The sequence below is a fragment of the Saccharothrix hoggarensis genome (assembly GCF_042678885.1).
Lineage (GTDB): Bacteria > Actinomycetota > Actinomycetes > Mycobacteriales > Pseudonocardiaceae > Actinosynnema > Actinosynnema hoggarensis.
The window spans coordinates 1-16,576 of the sequence record NZ_JBHTLK010000159.1 but is presented as its reverse complement, the minus strand read 5'-3'; the positions used below and the strand labels follow the sequence as shown (position 1 = coordinate 16,576).

Annotated in this window: 12 protein-coding genes; 6 read left to right on the top strand and 6 right to left on the bottom strand. The window is 74.3% G+C overall.

Annotation, left to right across the window (positions count from 1 at the left end):
• From ACFQ3T_RS25185 to ACFQ3T_RS25175, 3 genes are all read right to left on the bottom strand, one after another.
• Window positions 1-1,701 (bottom strand): amino acid adenylation domain-containing protein (locus ACFQ3T_RS25185; RefSeq protein WP_380726532.1); only part of this gene is annotated, 1,701 nt, incomplete at its 3' end.
• A 95-nt stretch (window positions 1,702-1,796) separates the two neighbouring features.
• Complete coding sequence (locus ACFQ3T_RS25180) at window positions 1,797-3,065, bottom strand: serine hydrolase domain-containing protein (protein ID WP_380726530.1); 1,269 nt, start codon at window positions 3,063-3,065, stop codon at window positions 1,797-1,799.
• Window positions 3,066-3,860: 795 nt separating this feature from the next.
• Entirely contained in the window at window positions 3,861-4,475 is a 615-nt protein-coding gene (locus ACFQ3T_RS25175) for a GTP pyrophosphokinase (protein ID WP_380726528.1), read from the bottom strand.
• Between the two features lie 221 nt (window positions 4,476-4,696).
• Between ACFQ3T_RS25175 and ACFQ3T_RS25170 the strand changes: the two genes are divergently transcribed.
• Window positions 4,697-5,542, top strand: coding sequence for an EamA family transporter (locus tag ACFQ3T_RS25170; protein WP_380726526.1), 846 nt, complete (start codon window positions 4,697-4,699; stop codon window positions 5,540-5,542).
• 50 nt (window positions 5,543-5,592) lie between these two features.
• Here the strand turns inward: ACFQ3T_RS25170 and ACFQ3T_RS25165 are convergent, their stop codons facing one another.
• Together ACFQ3T_RS25165 and ACFQ3T_RS25160 are read right to left on the bottom strand one after the other, a co-directional pair.
• Complete coding sequence (locus tag ACFQ3T_RS25165; protein ID WP_380726524.1) at window positions 5,593-6,093, bottom strand: ATP-binding protein; 501 nt, start codon at window positions 6,091-6,093, stop codon at window positions 5,593-5,595.
• A 393-nt stretch (window positions 6,094-6,486) separates the two neighbouring features.
• Window positions 6,487-7,032, bottom strand: coding sequence for a YceI family protein (locus ACFQ3T_RS25160; RefSeq protein WP_380726522.1), 546 nt, complete (start codon window positions 7,030-7,032; stop codon window positions 6,487-6,489).
• Between the two features lie 90 nt (window positions 7,033-7,122).
• Here ACFQ3T_RS25160 and ACFQ3T_RS25155 point away from each other — a divergent pair, with 90 nt between their 5' ends.
• The 5 genes from ACFQ3T_RS25155 to ACFQ3T_RS25135 all read left to right on the top strand — a co-directional run bounded on the left by ACFQ3T_RS25155 (window position 7,123) and on the right by ACFQ3T_RS25135 (window position 14,626).
• Window positions 7,123-7,617, top strand: coding sequence for a MarR family winged helix-turn-helix transcriptional regulator (locus tag ACFQ3T_RS25155; RefSeq protein WP_380726520.1), 495 nt, complete (start codon window positions 7,123-7,125; stop codon window positions 7,615-7,617).
• Window positions 7,618-7,851: 234 nt separating this feature from the next.
• A complete protein-coding gene (locus ACFQ3T_RS25150) occupies window positions 7,852-10,047 on the top strand; it encodes a hypothetical protein (protein ID WP_380726518.1) in 2,196 nt (731 codons plus the stop codon).
• Between the two features lie 126 nt (window positions 10,048-10,173).
• Entirely contained in the window at window positions 10,174-11,160 is a 987-nt protein-coding gene (locus tag ACFQ3T_RS25145) for an AAA family ATPase (protein WP_380726516.1), read from the top strand.
• Window positions 11,157-12,305 (top strand): DUF58 domain-containing protein, encoded by a 1,149-nt coding sequence (locus ACFQ3T_RS25140; protein ID WP_380726514.1) that lies wholly within the window; start codon window positions 11,157-11,159, stop codon window positions 12,303-12,305. The genes ACFQ3T_RS25145 and ACFQ3T_RS25140 overlap by 4 nt, the downstream gene beginning before the upstream one ends.
• Window positions 12,302-14,626, top strand: a complete 2,325-nt coding sequence (locus tag ACFQ3T_RS25135; RefSeq protein ID WP_380726512.1) for a transglutaminaseTgpA domain-containing protein — start codon at window positions 12,302-12,304, stop codon at window positions 14,624-14,626. Before ACFQ3T_RS25140 ends, ACFQ3T_RS25135 begins: the two co-directional genes overlap by 4 nt.
• Here ACFQ3T_RS25135 and ACFQ3T_RS25130 read toward each other — a convergent pair.
• On the bottom strand, window positions 14,623-16,290 hold the full coding sequence (locus ACFQ3T_RS25130) for a serine/threonine-protein kinase (RefSeq protein ID WP_380726510.1): 1,668 nt from the start codon (window positions 16,288-16,290) through the stop codon (window positions 14,623-14,625). The two genes, ACFQ3T_RS25135 and ACFQ3T_RS25130, sit on opposite strands and share 4 nt — an antisense overlap.
• Window positions 16,291-16,576: the final 286 nt, after the last annotated feature.

The window sequence follows — 16,576 nt, the reverse complement described above, 5'->3', positions numbered from 1 at the left end:
GGCGGCCGTGTTCTGCTCGGGCGAGCCGTCCAGCGAGAACAACCGGCGCTGCGCCGACGACAGCGGCAGCGGGCGCCCGCGCGGCACGGAGGGCAACGGCGGCTCGGCCTGCTCCGGCAGCGCCTCGGCCAGCGCGGCGACCGTGCGGTGCTCGAACATGGCCCGCACCGGCAGCCCGCCGAGCCGGGACAGCGCCCGCACGGCCAGGATCGAGTCGCCGCCCAGGGCGAAGAAGTCGTCGAGCGCGCCGACCCGCGGCACGCCCAGCACGTCCGACCAGACCTCCGCGACTCTGCGCTCACCGGCCGTGCGCGGCTCGACGTACCCCTCCGCGGCCTCGCCGACGACCGGCGCCGGCAGCGCGGCCCGGTCCAGCTTCCCGTTGGGCGTCAACGGGAAGGCGTCCAGCGCGACGAACGCGGACGGCACCAGGTAGTCGGGCAGCCGCGCGGCCAGGTCCTCGCGCAGCCCGGTCACGTCGCCGACGACGTACGCGACGAGCCGCTTCGGCTCGTCCCTGGCGACGACGACGGCGTGCTCCACCCGCGGGTGGGCGCGCAGCAGCGCCTCGATCTCGCCCGGCTCGACCCGGAAGCCCCGGATCTTCACCTGGTGGTCGGCGCGGCCCACGAACTCGAGCTGGCCGTCGTCGCGGGTGCGGACGACGTCCCCGGTGCGGTACATGCGCGCGCCGGGCGGGCCGAACGGGTCGGCCACGAACCGCTGCGCGGTCAGGCCGGGCCGGCGCAGGTACCCGCGGGCCAGGCCGACGCCCGCCACGTACAGCTCGCCCTCGGCGACCGGGCGGAGCTCGTCGTCCAGCACCCGCACCTCGGTGCCGGGGATCGGCCGGCCGATGGGCGGCGTGCCGCCGGGCGCCAGCGGCTCGCTCCACGACGTGACCACGGTGGACTCGGTGGGGCCGTAGGCGTTGACCATCCGGCGTCCGGGCGCCCACTTCGCCACGAGGTCGGGCGGGCAGGCGTCGCCGCCGACGACGAGCGTGCGGAACTCCGGCAGGTCGACGTCGGGCACGGTGGCCAGCGCGACCGGCGGGATGAGCGCGTGCGTGACGCGGAAGTCGGCGATGACGGCGGCGAGCTGCTCGCCGAGCAGCGGTCCGGGCGGCGGCACCACGAGTTCCGCGCCGGCGGGCAGCGCCAGGCACAGCTCCAGCACCGAGGCGTCGAAGCTGGGCGAGGAGAACTGGAGCACGCGGTCGCCGGGGCGCACGTCGAGGTGCGCGATCTCGGCGGCGGAGAACGCGGGCAGGCCGCGGTGCGTCACCACGACGCCCTTGGGGCGGCCGGTGGAGCCGGACGTGTAGATCACGTACGCCGGGTCGTCCGGGCGGATCTCGACGTCGGGCGGGGTGGCCGGGTGGTCGGGGAGGTCGGTCGGGTCGTCGAGCACCAGCAGCGGGTCTGCGTCGGCGATCATGAACGCGATCCGGTCGGGCGGGTAGTCGGGGTCGATCGGCAGGTACGCCGCGCCGGTCTTCAGCACCGCGAGCCGCGCCACCACGTTGTCCACCGAGCGCGGCAGCGCGAGCGCCACCACCCGTTCCCGCCGCGCCCCCTTGGCGATGAGCAGGTGCGCGAGCCGGTTGGCCAGCTCGTCGAGTTCCCGGTAGCTCAGCACCCCCTCGGCCGACCGCACCGCGGGCGCGTCGGGGGTGCGTCTCGCCTGCGCGGCGATCAATTCCGGCAGAGTGCGGGCGTGCGTCATCGCGGGAGGTGCCTTTCTGGCTGAAGCGGGCGCGCATTAACCCTTGCGCGGAGTTTCAAACCTGCAATTCAGGACAGTGTCGCGACCTGCCTGCGGGCGAGCCGCCCGCCGATCTGGATCCACGCGATCCGGCCGTCGCCGGGGTCGCGCAGGAAACGCCCGGTCTGGTTGGTGTCGCCGGTGTCGGAATCACGCATGGCGAACACGAGGCCGTCGAACAACGACAGGTCCGCGAACGGCTCGCCGTCCACGGTGAGCGCCAGGCGCTCGCGGTCGGCAGCGCGCACGGCGTATTCGACGTCCCCGTTGCGGAACCGACCGGTGCAGTCCGGCGGCGGGGGGATCGGGTGGCGCAGGCCCCGCATTCCATCGTAATCCGCCACCGGCAGTCCCGCCGCGACCAATTCCGGAACCAGCTCGCGCCACAATGCGAAACCGCTGCTGCCGTTGGTCGTCAGGGCGACCGCCGTGCCGTCGGCGGGGTTGATCCGGAGGTGGCACGAGGTGCCGTCGGCGGTGCCGTCGTGGCCGACCCAGCGGACGCCGTCGCGCTGGTACAGGGCGAGGCCCAGGCCCCACCCGTCGGCCATGCCGAACGGCTCGGCGTGCGGTGCGGGCGTCCGCATCAGCTCGAGGTCGTCCGGGTCGATCAGGCGCGGCCCGCGCCCCGCGAGCATCCGGCCGAACGCGACCAGGTCGGTGGCGCTGGCGGCGAGGGCGCCCGCGGGCGCGTCCACGGGCGCGAGCGACTGGCTCACGGGCACCGCGCGGCCGGTGGCGGTGTTGACCGCGTGCCCCGAGACGACGTCGGCGTCCGCGCTCGTGGTGAAACGCGTGCGCAGGCCGAGCGGGCGCAGCAGCACCGCTTCCACCGCTTCGGACCAGGTCATCCCGGTGGCCACCTCGATCAGGTGGCCGATCATGGAGTACCCGATGTTCGAGTAGGAGAAGTTCGCGCCGGGCCGGTGCAGGGGGTGCAGTTCGCGGACCGCCTGCCGGACGTGGCGGCGCAGGGACGTCGTGCTGACGTCGTCCGGGTCCGACGGCAGGCCGCCGGTGTGGCTGAGCAGGTGGCGGAGGGTGAGGCCGTCGGCCGCGTCGGGGAGGTGCTCGGAGATGGGCGAGTCGAGCTCGAGGTCGCCGTCGGAGACGAGGGCCATGGCGACGGTCGCCGTGAAGGTCTTGGTGATGGAGCCGATGGGTACGGCGGCGTCGGGTGGCAGCCCCACTTCGTGCGTCCACGTGCGTCCGCCGTGGTGCACGGCGAGCTGCGCTCCCGGCACCAGGTGCTCACGGGTCAGCCTCGTTAATCGTGCGGCGATCCGGTCGGTGTCCATGCGTGATCCTCTGAGAATGAGCCAATGCGGCTGCGGGAACCAAGGTAGACGGTCACGGGCAGTTCGTCGCGACCGCCGAATGGAGGATCCTCGGAATGGTCATTCCCTATTTTGCGGGTCGGTAACCCGGCGTCGGAGCCAAACTTTAGTTGGATTCACTCGAACGGTGGGGTTTGGACCGTCGCGTCTCGTAAGTAGCCGCAGTACGCGAGGGTTATTCGCACTCGCGTGGCAACGCTTCAGGGTGATCCCCGACACGCTGCCGCAAGCGATCAAAAATGCGTTCGCTCTCCATTGAGACGGCGTTATGCGGCGTGCATCACGTCGCCGTAACCTTAGCCGCCAAGCATCGTTTGTGGTTACCCGCTCGTAGCCGCGGACGTCCACCGGTGGCGCCGCGCGGCACGGGCGTGATTACGCGTGCCGGGGAGTGCCACTCACGCCTCGGGTGGTGCTTCAGGAAGTACAGCACGCACGCCGGCGCCTGGCAGGCGTGCGACGAGACCCGGCCAGGTCCGGCACGCAGATTCACCACTTCGGCGGCAGGGGCGGCTCACGCGGAGGGTGTCGCCAAGCGGACGACGCGCGCCTCCGCCCCGCCGAGCGCTCTGCGTGCCGCCAGGCGCTCTGCGCGCCGCCACCACGTGGCCGCGCGGCACCGGCGCTGGAACCCGCCCGCCGCGGGGTCGTCGGCGAGGGACCACGAGTGGTGCGTGGTTCGCCGGCGAGCGGAACCCGCCTCTCGCGCGCGGTCCGCCGGCGAGCGGATGAACCCGGCGGCGCGCGGTTGGCCGGTCAGTCGCGCTGGACCTCCAGGTGCAGCGCCTCCATGCGGGCGTCCAGCTCGGCCGCGATGGCGGCCGTGTTGGTCAGCTCCTCCACGAAACCGGCGGGCACCTTGTCGTCGTACTTGTAGTACAGCTTGTGCTCCAGCGTCGCCCAGAAGTCCATCGCGATGGTCCGCAGCTGCACCTCGACCTTCACGTGCTCCACCCGGTCGGACAGGAACACCGGGATGCGCACGATCAGGTGCAGGCTGCGGTAGCCGTTGGGCTTGGGCGCGGCGATGTAGTCCTTCGTCTTGAGGATCTCCACGTCGCTCTGCCGGGCCAGCATGTCCCGCACCCGGTACACATCGGACACGAACGGGCAGACCACGCGCACGCCCGCGACGTCGTCCAGGTGCTCGGCGGCCAGCGCGAGGTCCGCGGGCAGGCCCTTGCGCCGCAGCTTGTCGAGGATCGCGTCCGGCCGCTTCACCCGCTGCGTGACGTGCTCGATGGGGTCGTGCCGGTGGACGAGGTCGAACTCCTCGCTGAGGATGCGCAACTTCGTCATCAGCTCGTCGACCGCGAACTTGTAGACCACGAGGGACCGCCGCAGCAGGTCATCCGCGACGCCGATGTCCATGGGCCCAAGATACCGGGGTCGCGCTCGGCTACGATGCCGTTCGTGGACACCCATTGGCACGTGGTTCTCCCGCCGCCGGGCGCCTGACCGGGCGCACCCGCCGACGCACGCCACCACGCCTGCTGATCACCGACCCGCCGTGACCGTCGACCGGTCGCGGTGAGCGCTGACCGCGGTGCGCCCGTTCGCGTCCTCTTCTCGTCTCGCGAACGGAGACCTCGTTGTCGACCCTTGTCCTGCACAGCCCTGCCCGTTTCACCCGCGGACCGCTGCCGATCCTGGCCGCGTGCTTCCTGTGGGGCACCACCGGCACCGCCAGTTCCCTGGCGCCCGCCGGCGCACCACCCCTGGCCGTCGGCGCGGCGGGCCTCGTGCTCGGTGGCGGTCTGCTCTTCGCCACCGCGCGGGGCACGCGTGCCGTGCTGCGGACCGCCGACCGGCGGTTGCTCCTGCTCGGCGCGCTGACCGTGGCCGGGTACGTGCTCGCGTTCTACCCGGCGGTCGCGCGGACCGGTGTGGCGGTGGCCACCACCGTGGCGCTGGCCACCGCGCCGATCGTGCTCGGCCTCCGGTCGCGGCCCCTGCTCACGTCGACCGCGGTGGTCGGCTGCGCGGTGCTCGTGCTCGGCGGCGGTGACGCCCACGTCGACCTCGTCGGGGTGGCGCTGGCGTTGATCGCCGGCCTGTCGTACGCGGCGTACTCGGTGATCTGCGCCCACCTGATCGCGCTCGGGCACCCGTCCCGGGCGGTGGTGGGCACGGTGTTCGGCGGCGCGTCGGCGCTGACCCTGCCCGTGCTGCTGCTCGTCGGTGTCGGCTGGGTGGCCGCCCCGGCGGGCCTCGCCGTGACCGCGCACCTGGCCGTGCTGACGACGTTCGTGGCGTACCTGCTGTTCGGCCACGGGCTGCGGCACACGTCCGCCGCGGCCGCGACCACGCTGACGCTCGCCGAACCCGCCGTGGCGGCCGTGCTGGGCGTGGTCGTGCTGGACGAACGCCTGCCGCTCGTGTCGTGGTGCGGGATGGGCGTGCTCGCGCTCGCCCTCGCGGCGCTCGCCCGGAAGTGAGGCGGTCGGCCGGCGTCCCGAACCTCGGGGCGTCGGCCGACCCCGTTCCGCTAGTCGGTGCGGGCCGCGCCGCCGCCGAGGCCGAAGAGGATGCGCTGGATGACTTCCGGGTCGACGTCGGGCTCGTCGCCGAGCTGCTCGGCGGCGGGGGAGCGACGCGGTTCGCGGCGGGGCAGGGGGACGGACGAGGCGTTCATGCCGGACGGCAGGGCCAGCTCGCACCACGCGAGGCGGCCGCCAGCGGTGAGGTCGACCAGGCCCGCGCGCGAGCCGGCCAGCTCGGGCGGCAGGGCGACGCGGTTGCCCTCGACCTCGACGACGAGGTAGGCGCCGGTGAGGCGCAGGCGCACGAGGAGGAAGCCGGGCGCGCGCCGGTCGGCCACGTCGACCGCGGCGCCGACCAGCCGGCGAACGGTCTGCGCGGCCTCGTCCTGCATCGCCCGCAGCCGCCACTCGCCCAGCGAGAAGCGCACGAACATGTCCGCGACGTTCACCGCCGTGGGCAGCGCGACGAGTCGAAGGTCGTCGACCTGTTCGGTCTGGGCGTTCACACCGATCCTCCTCGCCTGCGTCCGGCGCGTGTTGCGCCAGATGGTGCCATGAGTGCGTCCGATGTCACCCACGTGGTCTACCGACCGTGAGCGGACTGTGTCCGCATCGAGCTCTAAAGCTTCAGTGTTCACCAAAGGACAGCTCTGGTTTCACTACCTGCTACGGCTGGGCCGGGCTCGTGGTTCACCTCGGGTCACGGCGACGCCCCGGAAAGTACCGAAATGCGGGGTCGAATGGAATGAGGCTCGCGTTAGCCCGGTCGTGTGACTTGACCAACCGAGCGTAGGCGGGGGTCGCAGGCCTCGGAGCAGCTCGAACGGGTCCTGCGAGCCCTGGACGGCGCGAAGGGCCCGCCGGCGCTCGGCGGACCCTTCGGGAAGTTCCGGTGTGGCTCAGGCCTGCTTCACGGCCTCGATCTCCAGCAGGATGGTGATCTTGTCGCCGACGGCCGCGCCGGCCGGGCCGCCGGTCACGCCGAACTCGCGGCGGCTGATCTCGGTGGAGGCGGAGAAGCCCGCGACCTTCGCGCCCTCGAAGCCGTCGCCGAAGCCGTTGACCTCGAGCTCCAGGGACACCGTCTTGGTGATGCCGCGCAGGGTCAGCTCGCCGTCGACGAGGAAGCCGTCGCCGTGGGCGCGCACGCCGGTGGAGGTGAAGGTCAGCTCGGGGTGCTTCTCGACGTCGAGGAAGTCCTCGCCCTTGACGTGTGCGTCACGCTGGGCGTTGCGGGTGTCGATCGACGTGGTGTCGATCTTGGCGTTGACCGTCGACTCCAGCGGGTTCTCGGCCGTCACGATGGTGCCCTCGAACGTGCCGAAGTGGCCGCGGACCTTGGACACGCCCAGGTGGCGGACCACGAAGGAAACGTCGGAGTGCACCGGGTCGATCGCCCACGTGCCCGTGAGGTAGCCGGGGATCTGCACAGTCTGCGTGGTCATGATGGTCCTTCTCGGTTGGTCTGGTTGAACTCTCAACTGAACATAGCGCATTCTGGTTGAGGGTTCAACAACGCACGTATGATGGGTGCCATGAGCGACGTGCGGTGGTTGAGCGCCGAAGAGCAGCAGGTGTGGCGTGCCTTCATGACCGCCGTGACCAAGTTCACCGGACACCTGGACCGGCAGTTGCAGCGCGACTCCGGCATGCCGATGGCGTACTACGAAATCCTGGTGGCGCTGTCGGAGGCGCCGGAGCGCGCGCTGCGGATGAGCGAGCTGGCGACGGTGTGCCACTCGTCGCGGTCCCGGCTCTCGCACGCGGTGGCCCGGCTGGAGAAGGAGGGCTGGGTCGAGCGGCGGGCGTGCCCGTCGGACCGGCGCGGTTCGATCGCGGCGCTCACCGACACCGGGTTCGAGGTGCTGGAGCGGGCGGCGGCGGGGCACGTGACGGCGGTGCGGGAGCACTTGTTCGACGTGCTGACGCCGGAGCAGCTGCGGTCGTTGGCGGAGATCAGCCGGGCGGTGGACGCGGGGTTGACGGTGGAGTGCGCCCAGGTGGCGCGGGAGGACTTCGCCGACTTCTAGGCGGATGGGCGACAGGGGCGCGGCAGGGCACGGCGGCGGTCGCGGCACGGCGGCGGTCGCCGGCAAGGGTCGCGGAGGTCGCGGCGGGGTCGCGGCAAGGGTTGCGGCGGGGTCGCTCGTTCGGGGTAGCGGCGGTCCGATGTGGACGCATCCGGCGCAACAGCCGTGGGCCGAGCGGAGCAGGCCTGCGACGATGTCTCACCATTGTCATACCGGCCCGTTAGCATCCGCGCCGTGGGAGCGAAGCTGGGGACGTTCGCGCGCCGGGTCGCCGGCGCCGGCCGACGGGAGTCGGCCAGTGCGAGCGCGGCCGCGTTGGGGCTGCTGCTGCTCGTCGGCGCGGCGCTGGGTGACGGCATCTCGCGGACCGCGGTCGAGGTCTCGGACGGCCTCACGTGGCTCAACGACGACCAGCGCGGCGAGGTCGTCCAGGTCAACCCGAGCTCCGGCACCCCGCAGACGCGGTTGCAGGTGAGCGGCGCGGACGCGCAGCTGGAGATCGCGCAGTCCGACGACGCCCTGATCGTTCTCGACCGGCGCACGGGCCAGATCACCGTGATCGACCTGGCCACCCTGCTGTCGTCCGGTCGCAGGCAGGCGCCTCCCGGTCCGTCGGCGAAGGTGCTGATCGCGGATCACCGGGTGTACGTGGTCGACCGCGCGGCGGGCACGGTGCACAACGCGGACCCGGTCACGTTGGCCGACATCGGCTCGCCGTGGTCGGCGGGTCAGCCGCTGGCGGACGTCGTGGCCGACGACGGCGGCGTGCTGTGGGCGGTGGACCACGGCGGCAACCTGCACGCGCTGGAGTGGTCCGAGGCCGAGCAGGGTTTCCTGGAGCGGTCGAACCGGCCGGTGCCGGGCGCCGGGCCGCGGACCGCGCTGGTGCCGCACGAGCGCGGGGTGACGCTGCTCGGGCTGGAGGGCGGCGTGGTGGTCCGCGACGGCACGGGCCGCGACCTGACCGCGAGCACGGCGACGTTCCCCGGCGAGGTGCTGGCCGCGCAGACGAGCCCGACGGGCCTGGTGCCCGCGTCGGTGCCGGACGCGTCGGCGGTCGTGCTGGTGAGCGGTGACGAGGTCGTGCGCGTGGACATGACCCGGTTCGACTGCCCGCGACCGGGGCGCCCGGCGGTGTTCCGCGACCGGGTCTACGTGCCGTGCAAGGGTTCGGGCAAGGTCGTGGTGCTGGACCGGTCCGGCGAGCGCGGCGCGGAGGACGTGCCCACGGGCGGGTCCGGCGACCCGGCGCTGGTGTTCGACGACGGGCGGTTGTTCATCAACACGCCGGGCGCGGACCAGGGCGTGATCGTGGACGCGGACGGGGAGACCCGCGGGGTCGTGATCCGCAGCCCCGACCTGCCGGTGCTGGACCCGGAGCGGTCGCCGATGCCGAGCGTGCCGAGCCCGCCGCCGCCGCGCCCCGACCCGCCGACGCGGGACAACCAGCGCGGTGGTCCGAACGCGCAGACCGGCGGCGGCGAGCCCACGACGACGACAGCCGTTCCCGCGCCCGTGACGACGCCGCCGAGCGCCGCGTCGGGTGCGGTGCCGGCGCGCCCGGCGGGTGTGACGGTGTCGCAGCGCAGCAACAACGGCTCGTCGGTGGTGGTGTCGGTCGGCTGGACGGCGGTGCCGGACGGCGGCGAGCCGATCTCCGGCTACCAGGTGACGGGCACGGGCGCGTTCTCCGGCGGTTCGCAGGAGACGCGGGTGACGGGCACGTCGGCGGACCTGGTGCTGCCGTGCGCGGGGACGACGTTCTGCGCGAGCGGCAAGGTCGACGTGGCCGTGGCGGCGTACAACCGGTTCGGGCTCGGCGAGGCGGGCACGGCGTCGTGGACGGTCCGGCCGGCCGCGCCGGCGCCCACCACGACCGCGGCGCCCGCGCCGACGACGACGCAAGCCCCGATCCCGACGACGACCACGACCCCGCCGCCCCCGCCGCCGCCGACCACGACGACACCGCCTCCACCACCGCCGTTGCCGACCGGGGGCGTCCGGGTGATCGACGTCGTCGGCGCGGGGTCGCACCTCTACGAGAAGCGGGTCACGACCGCGCCGCCCGCGGACTGGGCCGCGCACACCGGGTCGTGCGAGGTCGTGAACGTCGACTACTCGTACGCGGCGCCGATCCCGTGCTCCGGCGGCACGGTCGTGATCCCGGTCGAGCCGGGCCCGAACTCGCTGGTGGTGCGCGCGTACGCCGCGTCGGGGTCGGGCTCGGTGGATTCGCAGGTGCGCAGCGTGCCCGTGCGGGAGCCCATCGACGACTGCGGCACCAGGCTCTGCCAGCCGAAGAGCGCGCCGGCGTCGGCGGAGGACAGCCGGCTGGTCGGCGGCGGAGTGGGGCTGCTGGCGACGGCGCTGCTGCTGGCGCTGCGGAACCGGCGCGACCCGCGTGACCGCGACGGCGCGACGGCGGAGTGAGGCCCGCACCGCTGCGGCCGTGACGTCGGACGTCCCCCCGATCCACCGATCGCCGGTGATCGGTGACGTTCGGCGCGGTCGCGGCGATGTGGGTGGGTGACGGCATCGGCGGCACGAGGGGCGACAGTGACTACTACGGCGGTTCCGGCGATCGGCGAGGACGAGATCGCGGCGTTCCGGGCCCTGCACGCGCGGCTCGGCGACGCGGTCGAGTCCGCCGTCCGGGGCAAGCGGGACGTGGTGGACCTCGTGCTGGTCTCGCTGTTCGCGGGCGGGCACGTGCTGCTGGAGGACGTGCCGGGCACGGGCAAGACGACGCTCGCGCGGGCCGTCGCGGGCGCGTTGGGCGGTGTGTCGCGGCGGGTGCAGTTCACGCCGGACCTGCTGCCCTCGGACGTCACCGGCACGTCGGTGTACGACCCGCAGACCGGTGAGGTGCGGTTCCGGGCGGGGCCGGTGTTCGCGAACGTCGTGCTGGCCGACGAGATCAACCGGGCCGCCGCGAAGACCCAGTCGGCGCTGCTGGAGGTGATGGAGGAGCGGACGGTCACGGTCGACGGCGTGGCGCACGCGGTGCCGTCGCCGTTCCTCGTGGTCGCCACGCAGAACCCGATCGACCTCGACGGCACGTACCGGCTGCCGGAGGCGCAGCTCGACCGGTTCATGCTGCGCACGTCCATCGGCTACCCGTCGGTGGAGCACGAGATCGACGTGCTGCGGCCGGGCAGCGGCGCGGGCCAGGTGGGCGCGGTGCCGACGGTGAGCAACCCGCACGTGGTGGCCGAGCACGGCCGGCGGCTGGCGACGCTGCACGTGGCGGACCCGTTGTTGCGGTACATCAGCGACATCGGCACGGCGTCCCGCGAGGACAGCCGGTTGCGGCTGGGCGCGAGCACGCGCGGGCTGCGGGCGTTGGTGCGGTGCGTGCAGGTGTACGCCGCCGCGCAGGGCAGGCACTTCGTCGTGCCGGGTGACGTGCAGGCGTTGGCGGCGCCGGTGCTGGCGCACCGGTTGGTGCTGACCCGCGAGGCGCAGCTGGCGGGCACCACGACCGAGGAGGTGCTGGCCGACGTCCTCGCGGGCGTGGCGGTGCCGAAACCGGTCGCGCGATGACCCGGGTGCGGCTGACCGCGCGGGGAGCCGGCGCGGTGCTGCTCGGCGTGCCGCTGGTGGCGGTCGGGCTGTGGTGGCGTTATCCCGGCGTGGTCGGGCTGGGCGCGGCGCTCGTCGTGCTCGTCGCCGCGGGCGTGGTGTCGGTGCTGTCGCGGGCGCAGGTGGCGCCGAAGCGGACCGTGCGGCCGCGGACCGTGCAGCGGTTGGGCGGGTGCAGCGGGGTGGTCGAGCTGACCGGCACCAGCCGGCGGTTCCCGGTGCTGTTCGACGCGACGGACCAGGTGGCCGGGACGGTGGTGCCGGTGGACATCCCGCTGCTCGCGCCGGGGCAGCGGGTCAAGGTGGAGTACGCGATCCCGACGCACACGCGCGGCCTGCTCCGGATCGGGCCGCTGACGGTGGACCGGCGTGGCCTCGCGGCTCTCGCGCGGGCACGCACGGTCGTCGGCGAGGTGGTGGAGGTGCGCGTGGTGCCGCGGGTGCTGCCCGTGCGCGGCCTGCCCGGCGGGGTGCGGCGCGGGCACGTCGGCGCGGACGAGCGGGTCGAGCGCGGTGGCACGGACCTGGTGGGTTTGCGGGAGTACGTGCCCGGCGACGACCTGCGGCGGCTGCACTGGGCGACGTCGGCGCGCACCGGCACGTTGATGGTCCGGGAGGACGCCGACCCGGCGCGCCCGCACCTGGCGGTGGTGCTGGACGACCACGCCGACGGCTACGCCGACGCCGGCGACTTCGAGGACGCGGTGGAGGTGGCCGCGTCGCTGGTGACGGTGGCGGTCGCCGAGGGGCACCCGGTGCGGCTGGTGTCGTCGTCGGGCGCGGTGGACGTGGAGCTGCCGGCGGGCGCGGTGGACGCGGACGCGTCGGTCGTGCTCGCGGTGCTGGCGGACCTGAAGGCCGCCGGCGAGCGCGTCGCGGCCCGTCCGCTGCCGATTCGCGACCTCGACGTGGTGGCGGTGGTGTGCGGGTCGGCGGTGGACCTGTCCGCCCTGCTGGTGGAGGCGGGGCGGGCGTCGGTGGGCGTGGTGCTGGTGGTCGATCCCGTGCCGGAGCGCCCGGTGTCGGCGGTCGGCTCGGTGCTCGTGCTGCGCGCGGCGAAGGCGGAAGCGCTGCTGGACGCGTGGAACACGGCGGTGTCGCGGTGACCGTGCGGCTGTCGTGGTCGGCGTTGCTGCTGGTGGTGGCGGCGTCGCACCTGGGCGCGGGGTGGCAGGGTCACGTGCCGTCGCTGGTGTTCGCGGGAGCGGCGCTGGCGGCGTTCCTGTGCCTGCCGCTGCTGCGGTGGCGGCGCGTGCCGTCCGGGCCCGCCGTGCTGTCGCTGGTGGGGTTGGCGCTGGCCGGCGGCTACTGGGTCGCGCGGGGCTCGGCGATCGGCTCGACCGACCCGGTCCCCGTGCTGCTGGACCTCGTGCCGCGGCTGCTGACGGCCGCCCGTCCCGCGCCCGCGACCCCGGAACTGCTGGTGCCGGGCGCGTTGCTGGTGTTCGGGGTGTCGCTGGTCGTGGTGCTGGTGGCCGAGCGCCGCGGCCGGTCGCTGCTTGCTCCCGTCGTCGGGGCGGCGGTGCTGTACACGTGCACGGCGCTGCTCACGGCCGGTCGCGCGGACCGCAACGGGTTGGTCGCGGTGGGGTTGGTCGCGCTGGTCGCCGTGGGCTGGCTGGTGGTGGACCGGTGGGAGGTGGGCGGCCGAGTCCTGCTCGGGCTGCCCGCCGTGCCGGTGGCCGTGGTGGCGCTGCTCGCCGTCGTGGTGCCGTCCGGAGCCGCGTTCGAACCGCGTGAGCTGGTGGAGCCGCCGGTCGCCGACCTCGGCGTGGCGAACCCGTTGCCGCAGTTGGCGTCGTGGGCGAACCTCGGTGACGCGGAGCTGTTCCGGGTGCGCGGGCCGGAACGGGCGGTGCGGCTGGTGGCGTTGTCCGACTACTCGGGCGCGGCGTGGCGGGCGGCGTCGCTGTACGGGCCGATCGGCGCCGTGGCCGCGCCGGACCTGCCGCCCGGCGCGCGGGTCGAGGTGGCCGAGGTGGAGATCACCATCGCCGGTCTGCGCGGCAGTTGGCTGCCCGCGGTGGGGCGGCCGACCGCCGTCACCCTGGACGGCGCGGTGGTCGACCCGGACTCGGGGTCGTTGGTGCTGCTGAACGAGGTCGCGCCCGGCCTGCGGTACCGGGTGCGGGGGGTGCTCGACGTGCCCGACGACGCGGACCTGCTCGACGCCGCCGTGCCGGGCGGGGAGCGGACGCGGCGGTACCTGGCGTTGCCCGGCCTGCCGTACTCGCTGGCGGAGTACGCGCGGCAGGTCGTGCGGAGCGCGCGGACGCCGTACGAGCGGGCGGTGGCGATCGAGCAGGTGGTGAAGCAGGGGCGGACGCCCGACGCCAAGGCCCCGGTCGGGTCGTCGTACGCGCGGTTGGAGCGGTTCCTGTTCGGCGCGCCCGGTGAGCCGGGGGCGCAGGCGGGCACCGCCGAGCAGTTCGCGTCGGCGTTCGCCGTGCTGGGCCGGGCGGTGGGGTTGCCGACGCGGGTCGTGGTCGGGTTCCAGCCGGTGGCCGGTGAGGAACGGGTCGTGCGGGCCGCCGACGCGACCGCGTGGCCCGAGGTGTACTTCGCGGGTTGGGGCTGGGTGCCGTTCGACCCGGTGGCGGGCGTGTCGTCGGGCGGCACGAGCGCGGCGCAGAAGCGTGAGGTGCTGGACCGGTTGGCGTCCATCACCGCCGGCCCGACCAGCACCCCGACGTCCGCGCCGCCGATCGTGACGCCGTCGAGCCCGGTCGCGGACGCCGCGGAGGCCCCGGCCGGGTCGCGGCGGTGGATCGGCTACGCGGTGCTGTCCGCCGTGCCGCTGGTGCTGCTGCTGGTGCTCGGGCTGGCCCGGTACGCGCGGCGGCGACGTCTGCGGGCCGCCGGTGCGACCGGCGCGTGGGCGTACGTGCTCGACGGCCTGCTCCTGGCGGGCCAGTCCCCGCCACCCCACCGCACCGCGCCCGACGTCGCCGCCGACCTGCCGGGGGAGGTGGCGGGGCACGCCTTGGAGTTGGCGCGGCTGGCGGAGTACGCGGCCTTCGCGCCGACCGGGCCGACCGGGCCGACCGCGCCGACCGGGCTGGCCGCACCGGCCGGGCTGGCCGCACCGGCCGGACCAACCGCACCGACCCGACCGACCGCATCGGCGTATGGGCCGGGTAGTCGGCTTGGGGATGGCGGTCCGGCGGGTGGGTCGGCGATGGCGGACCCGGCGGGTGGGCTCGGAGTGGTGAGCCCCGCCGGTGCCAGTGGTACCTCGGACGGCATCCGTGGCGTCGGCGCGGTCGGTGTTGTCGATGCGGCGGGTGGTGGGGCCGGCGGCGGTCCGGCTGGCGGGGAGCGGGCTTGGTGGTTGGCTCGCCGGGTTCGGGGTGGGGTGCGGCGGGGCGTTCCCTGGTACCGCAGGGTGTTCTGGGCGGTTGACCCTCGGCCGTTGCGGCGGCGTTAGCCGTTGCGCACGGCGCACGTGCGGGCTGACGCGCCGCGTTGCGCGGTCGGGTCGGACAGGCCGATGGCCAGCACCTGGAAGCAGTACTGCGCCGCCGACGGCTCCAAGCCCTCCAGCACGTGGGACGTCGCGCCCGCCGTCACCGTCACCAGGGCCTTGGCGTCCGCACCCGTCACGTCGACGATCACGAACTGGGCGTTGCCCTCGCTCGGGTCCGTCCAGAACAGCTCGATGCGGTCGCCGTCGTCCTCCAACCGCTTCAGCACCGGCGTGAACCTCGGGTCACCGCCTTCCGGCATGCCCGCCGCGGACGTGGCTGTGGTGGTGCCCGCCGACGACGCGGCCGACGACACCCCGGACGACACAGCGGTTGTCGACGTCGGCGCGGCCACCTCGGCCGACCGGCCCGGCAGGCTCAACGCCACACCGACGGCCACACCGATCGCCACCGCGCCCACCGCCGCCGGCGTCCACGAACGGCGTCGCCGGCGCGGCGGCGGCTCGGGCAGCTCGACGATCGGCGGCGCGGGCGGTGGGACGACCGGGCGGGGCGTGGTGTGGTGGCGGACGGTCAGGTCCGCCAGGTCCTCGGTCCACGTCCGCACCGGCTCGGGTTCCAGCTCCGGCGCGTCGGCCTGCGGTTCCGGCGCGTGCTCCGCAGGCCGGGGACCGAAGTCCGGCAACGACGTCGGACCCTCCGGGTACTGGTCGGGCGCCTCGCGCGGCACGGCGGCCGTGTGAGGCGGGTCCACAGTGGACAGGCCGGTCGACAGCGCGGCCAGCGCCGCCCGCAGCGCCGCGGCGTCCGGGAACCGCTCCTCCCGCGCCTTCCGCAGGCACCGCAGGATGATCGCGATCAGCTCGGCCGGCACGTCCCGCCGCAGCAACGACCTCGGCGGAGCCGACCGCACCCGACCGAGGTAGCCGAGCACGGTGTCCTCGCCCGGCACGTCCGACGCGAACGGCGGCCGCCCGTCCAGCAGCGTGAACAACGTCGAGCCCAGCGACCACAGGTCGTCCTGCGCCGCGGGCGCCTGCCCGTCCACCATCTGCGGCGCGGCGTGCCGGTAGCTCACCAGCTGCAACGACGCCGTGTGCGCCGCGTCCGCGCCCCGCGCGATGCCGAAGTCCGCCAGCACGTACGACGTGGGCAGCACCAGGATGTTCTGCGGCTTGACGTCCCGGTGCAGGATGCCCTGCCCGTGCGCGAACGCCAGCGCGTCCGCCACCGCGATCCCGGCCGCGACGACCTCGGCCACGGGCAGCGGCCCGTGCTGCTGGAGCCGGTCGTGCAACGACCCGAGGTCGTAGTACTCCATGACGATGCACGGGCGGTCGGCGATGACGCCGGTGTCCAGCACGGTGACGATGTGCGGGTGCTGGCGGCCGAGCCGGACGGTGATCTTTAACTCGCGCCGGAACCGGTTGACGGTGTCCGGGTCGGTCACGTCCAGCACCTTCACCGCGACGTCGCGGCCCAGGCCGTCCTGCGTGGCCCGGTACACGGTCCCCTCACCGCCGTGCGCGACGAGCCGGAAGTCGCTGTAACCCGGCAGGGTGACCGCGGTCGACCCCGGCAGCGGCGGGACCGCGGGCGCCGCACCCTCGACGGGCGGCGGCGGCGCCCAGGCCAGCAGGTCGTCGGCGTCGTCGGAGGGGTGCACGGCGCGAATCGTATCCGCCGCTCCCGCCGTGGAGGCCCCGCTCGCCGAACGGTGATCCGGCCGGTGATCGGCGCGACACGCACGCCGACCGGCCCACCCGCTGCCACGCCGCCCGCCTGGTCGCGGCTAGCTTGTGCGCGGGCGGGTGGTGCCGACGTGCGGTTCCGTGCGTGCGGCCGGCAGTGCGGTCGGGCCTGCGTCGTGCCGCGCGGTCGGGACGTGCGCCGGGACGTGCGGCCGGGACGTGCGGCGCTGGACGCGAGGCCGGTTGTGCGCCGGGACGTGC

Bases quoted from the DNA above. Each gene is read 5' to 3' on its own strand.
- ACFQ3T_RS25180 (WP_380726530.1), bottom strand. From the start codon at position 3,065: ATGGACACCGACCGGATCGCCGCACGATTAACGAGGCTGACCCGTGAG.
- ACFQ3T_RS25175 (WP_380726528.1), bottom strand. From the start codon at position 4,475: ATGGACATCGGCGTCGCGGATGACCTGCTGCGGCGGTCCCTCGTGGTC.
- ACFQ3T_RS25160 (WP_380726522.1), bottom strand. From the start codon at position 7,032: ATGACCACGCAGACTGTGCAGATCCCCGGCTACCTCACGGGCACGTGG.
- ACFQ3T_RS25155 (WP_380726520.1), top strand. From the start codon at position 7,123: ATGAGCGACGTGCGGTGGTTGAGCGCCGAAGAGCAGCAGGTGTGGCGT.
- ACFQ3T_RS25140 (WP_380726514.1), top strand. From the start codon at position 11,157: ATGACCCGGGTGCGGCTGACCGCGCGGGGAGCCGGCGCGGTGCTGCTC.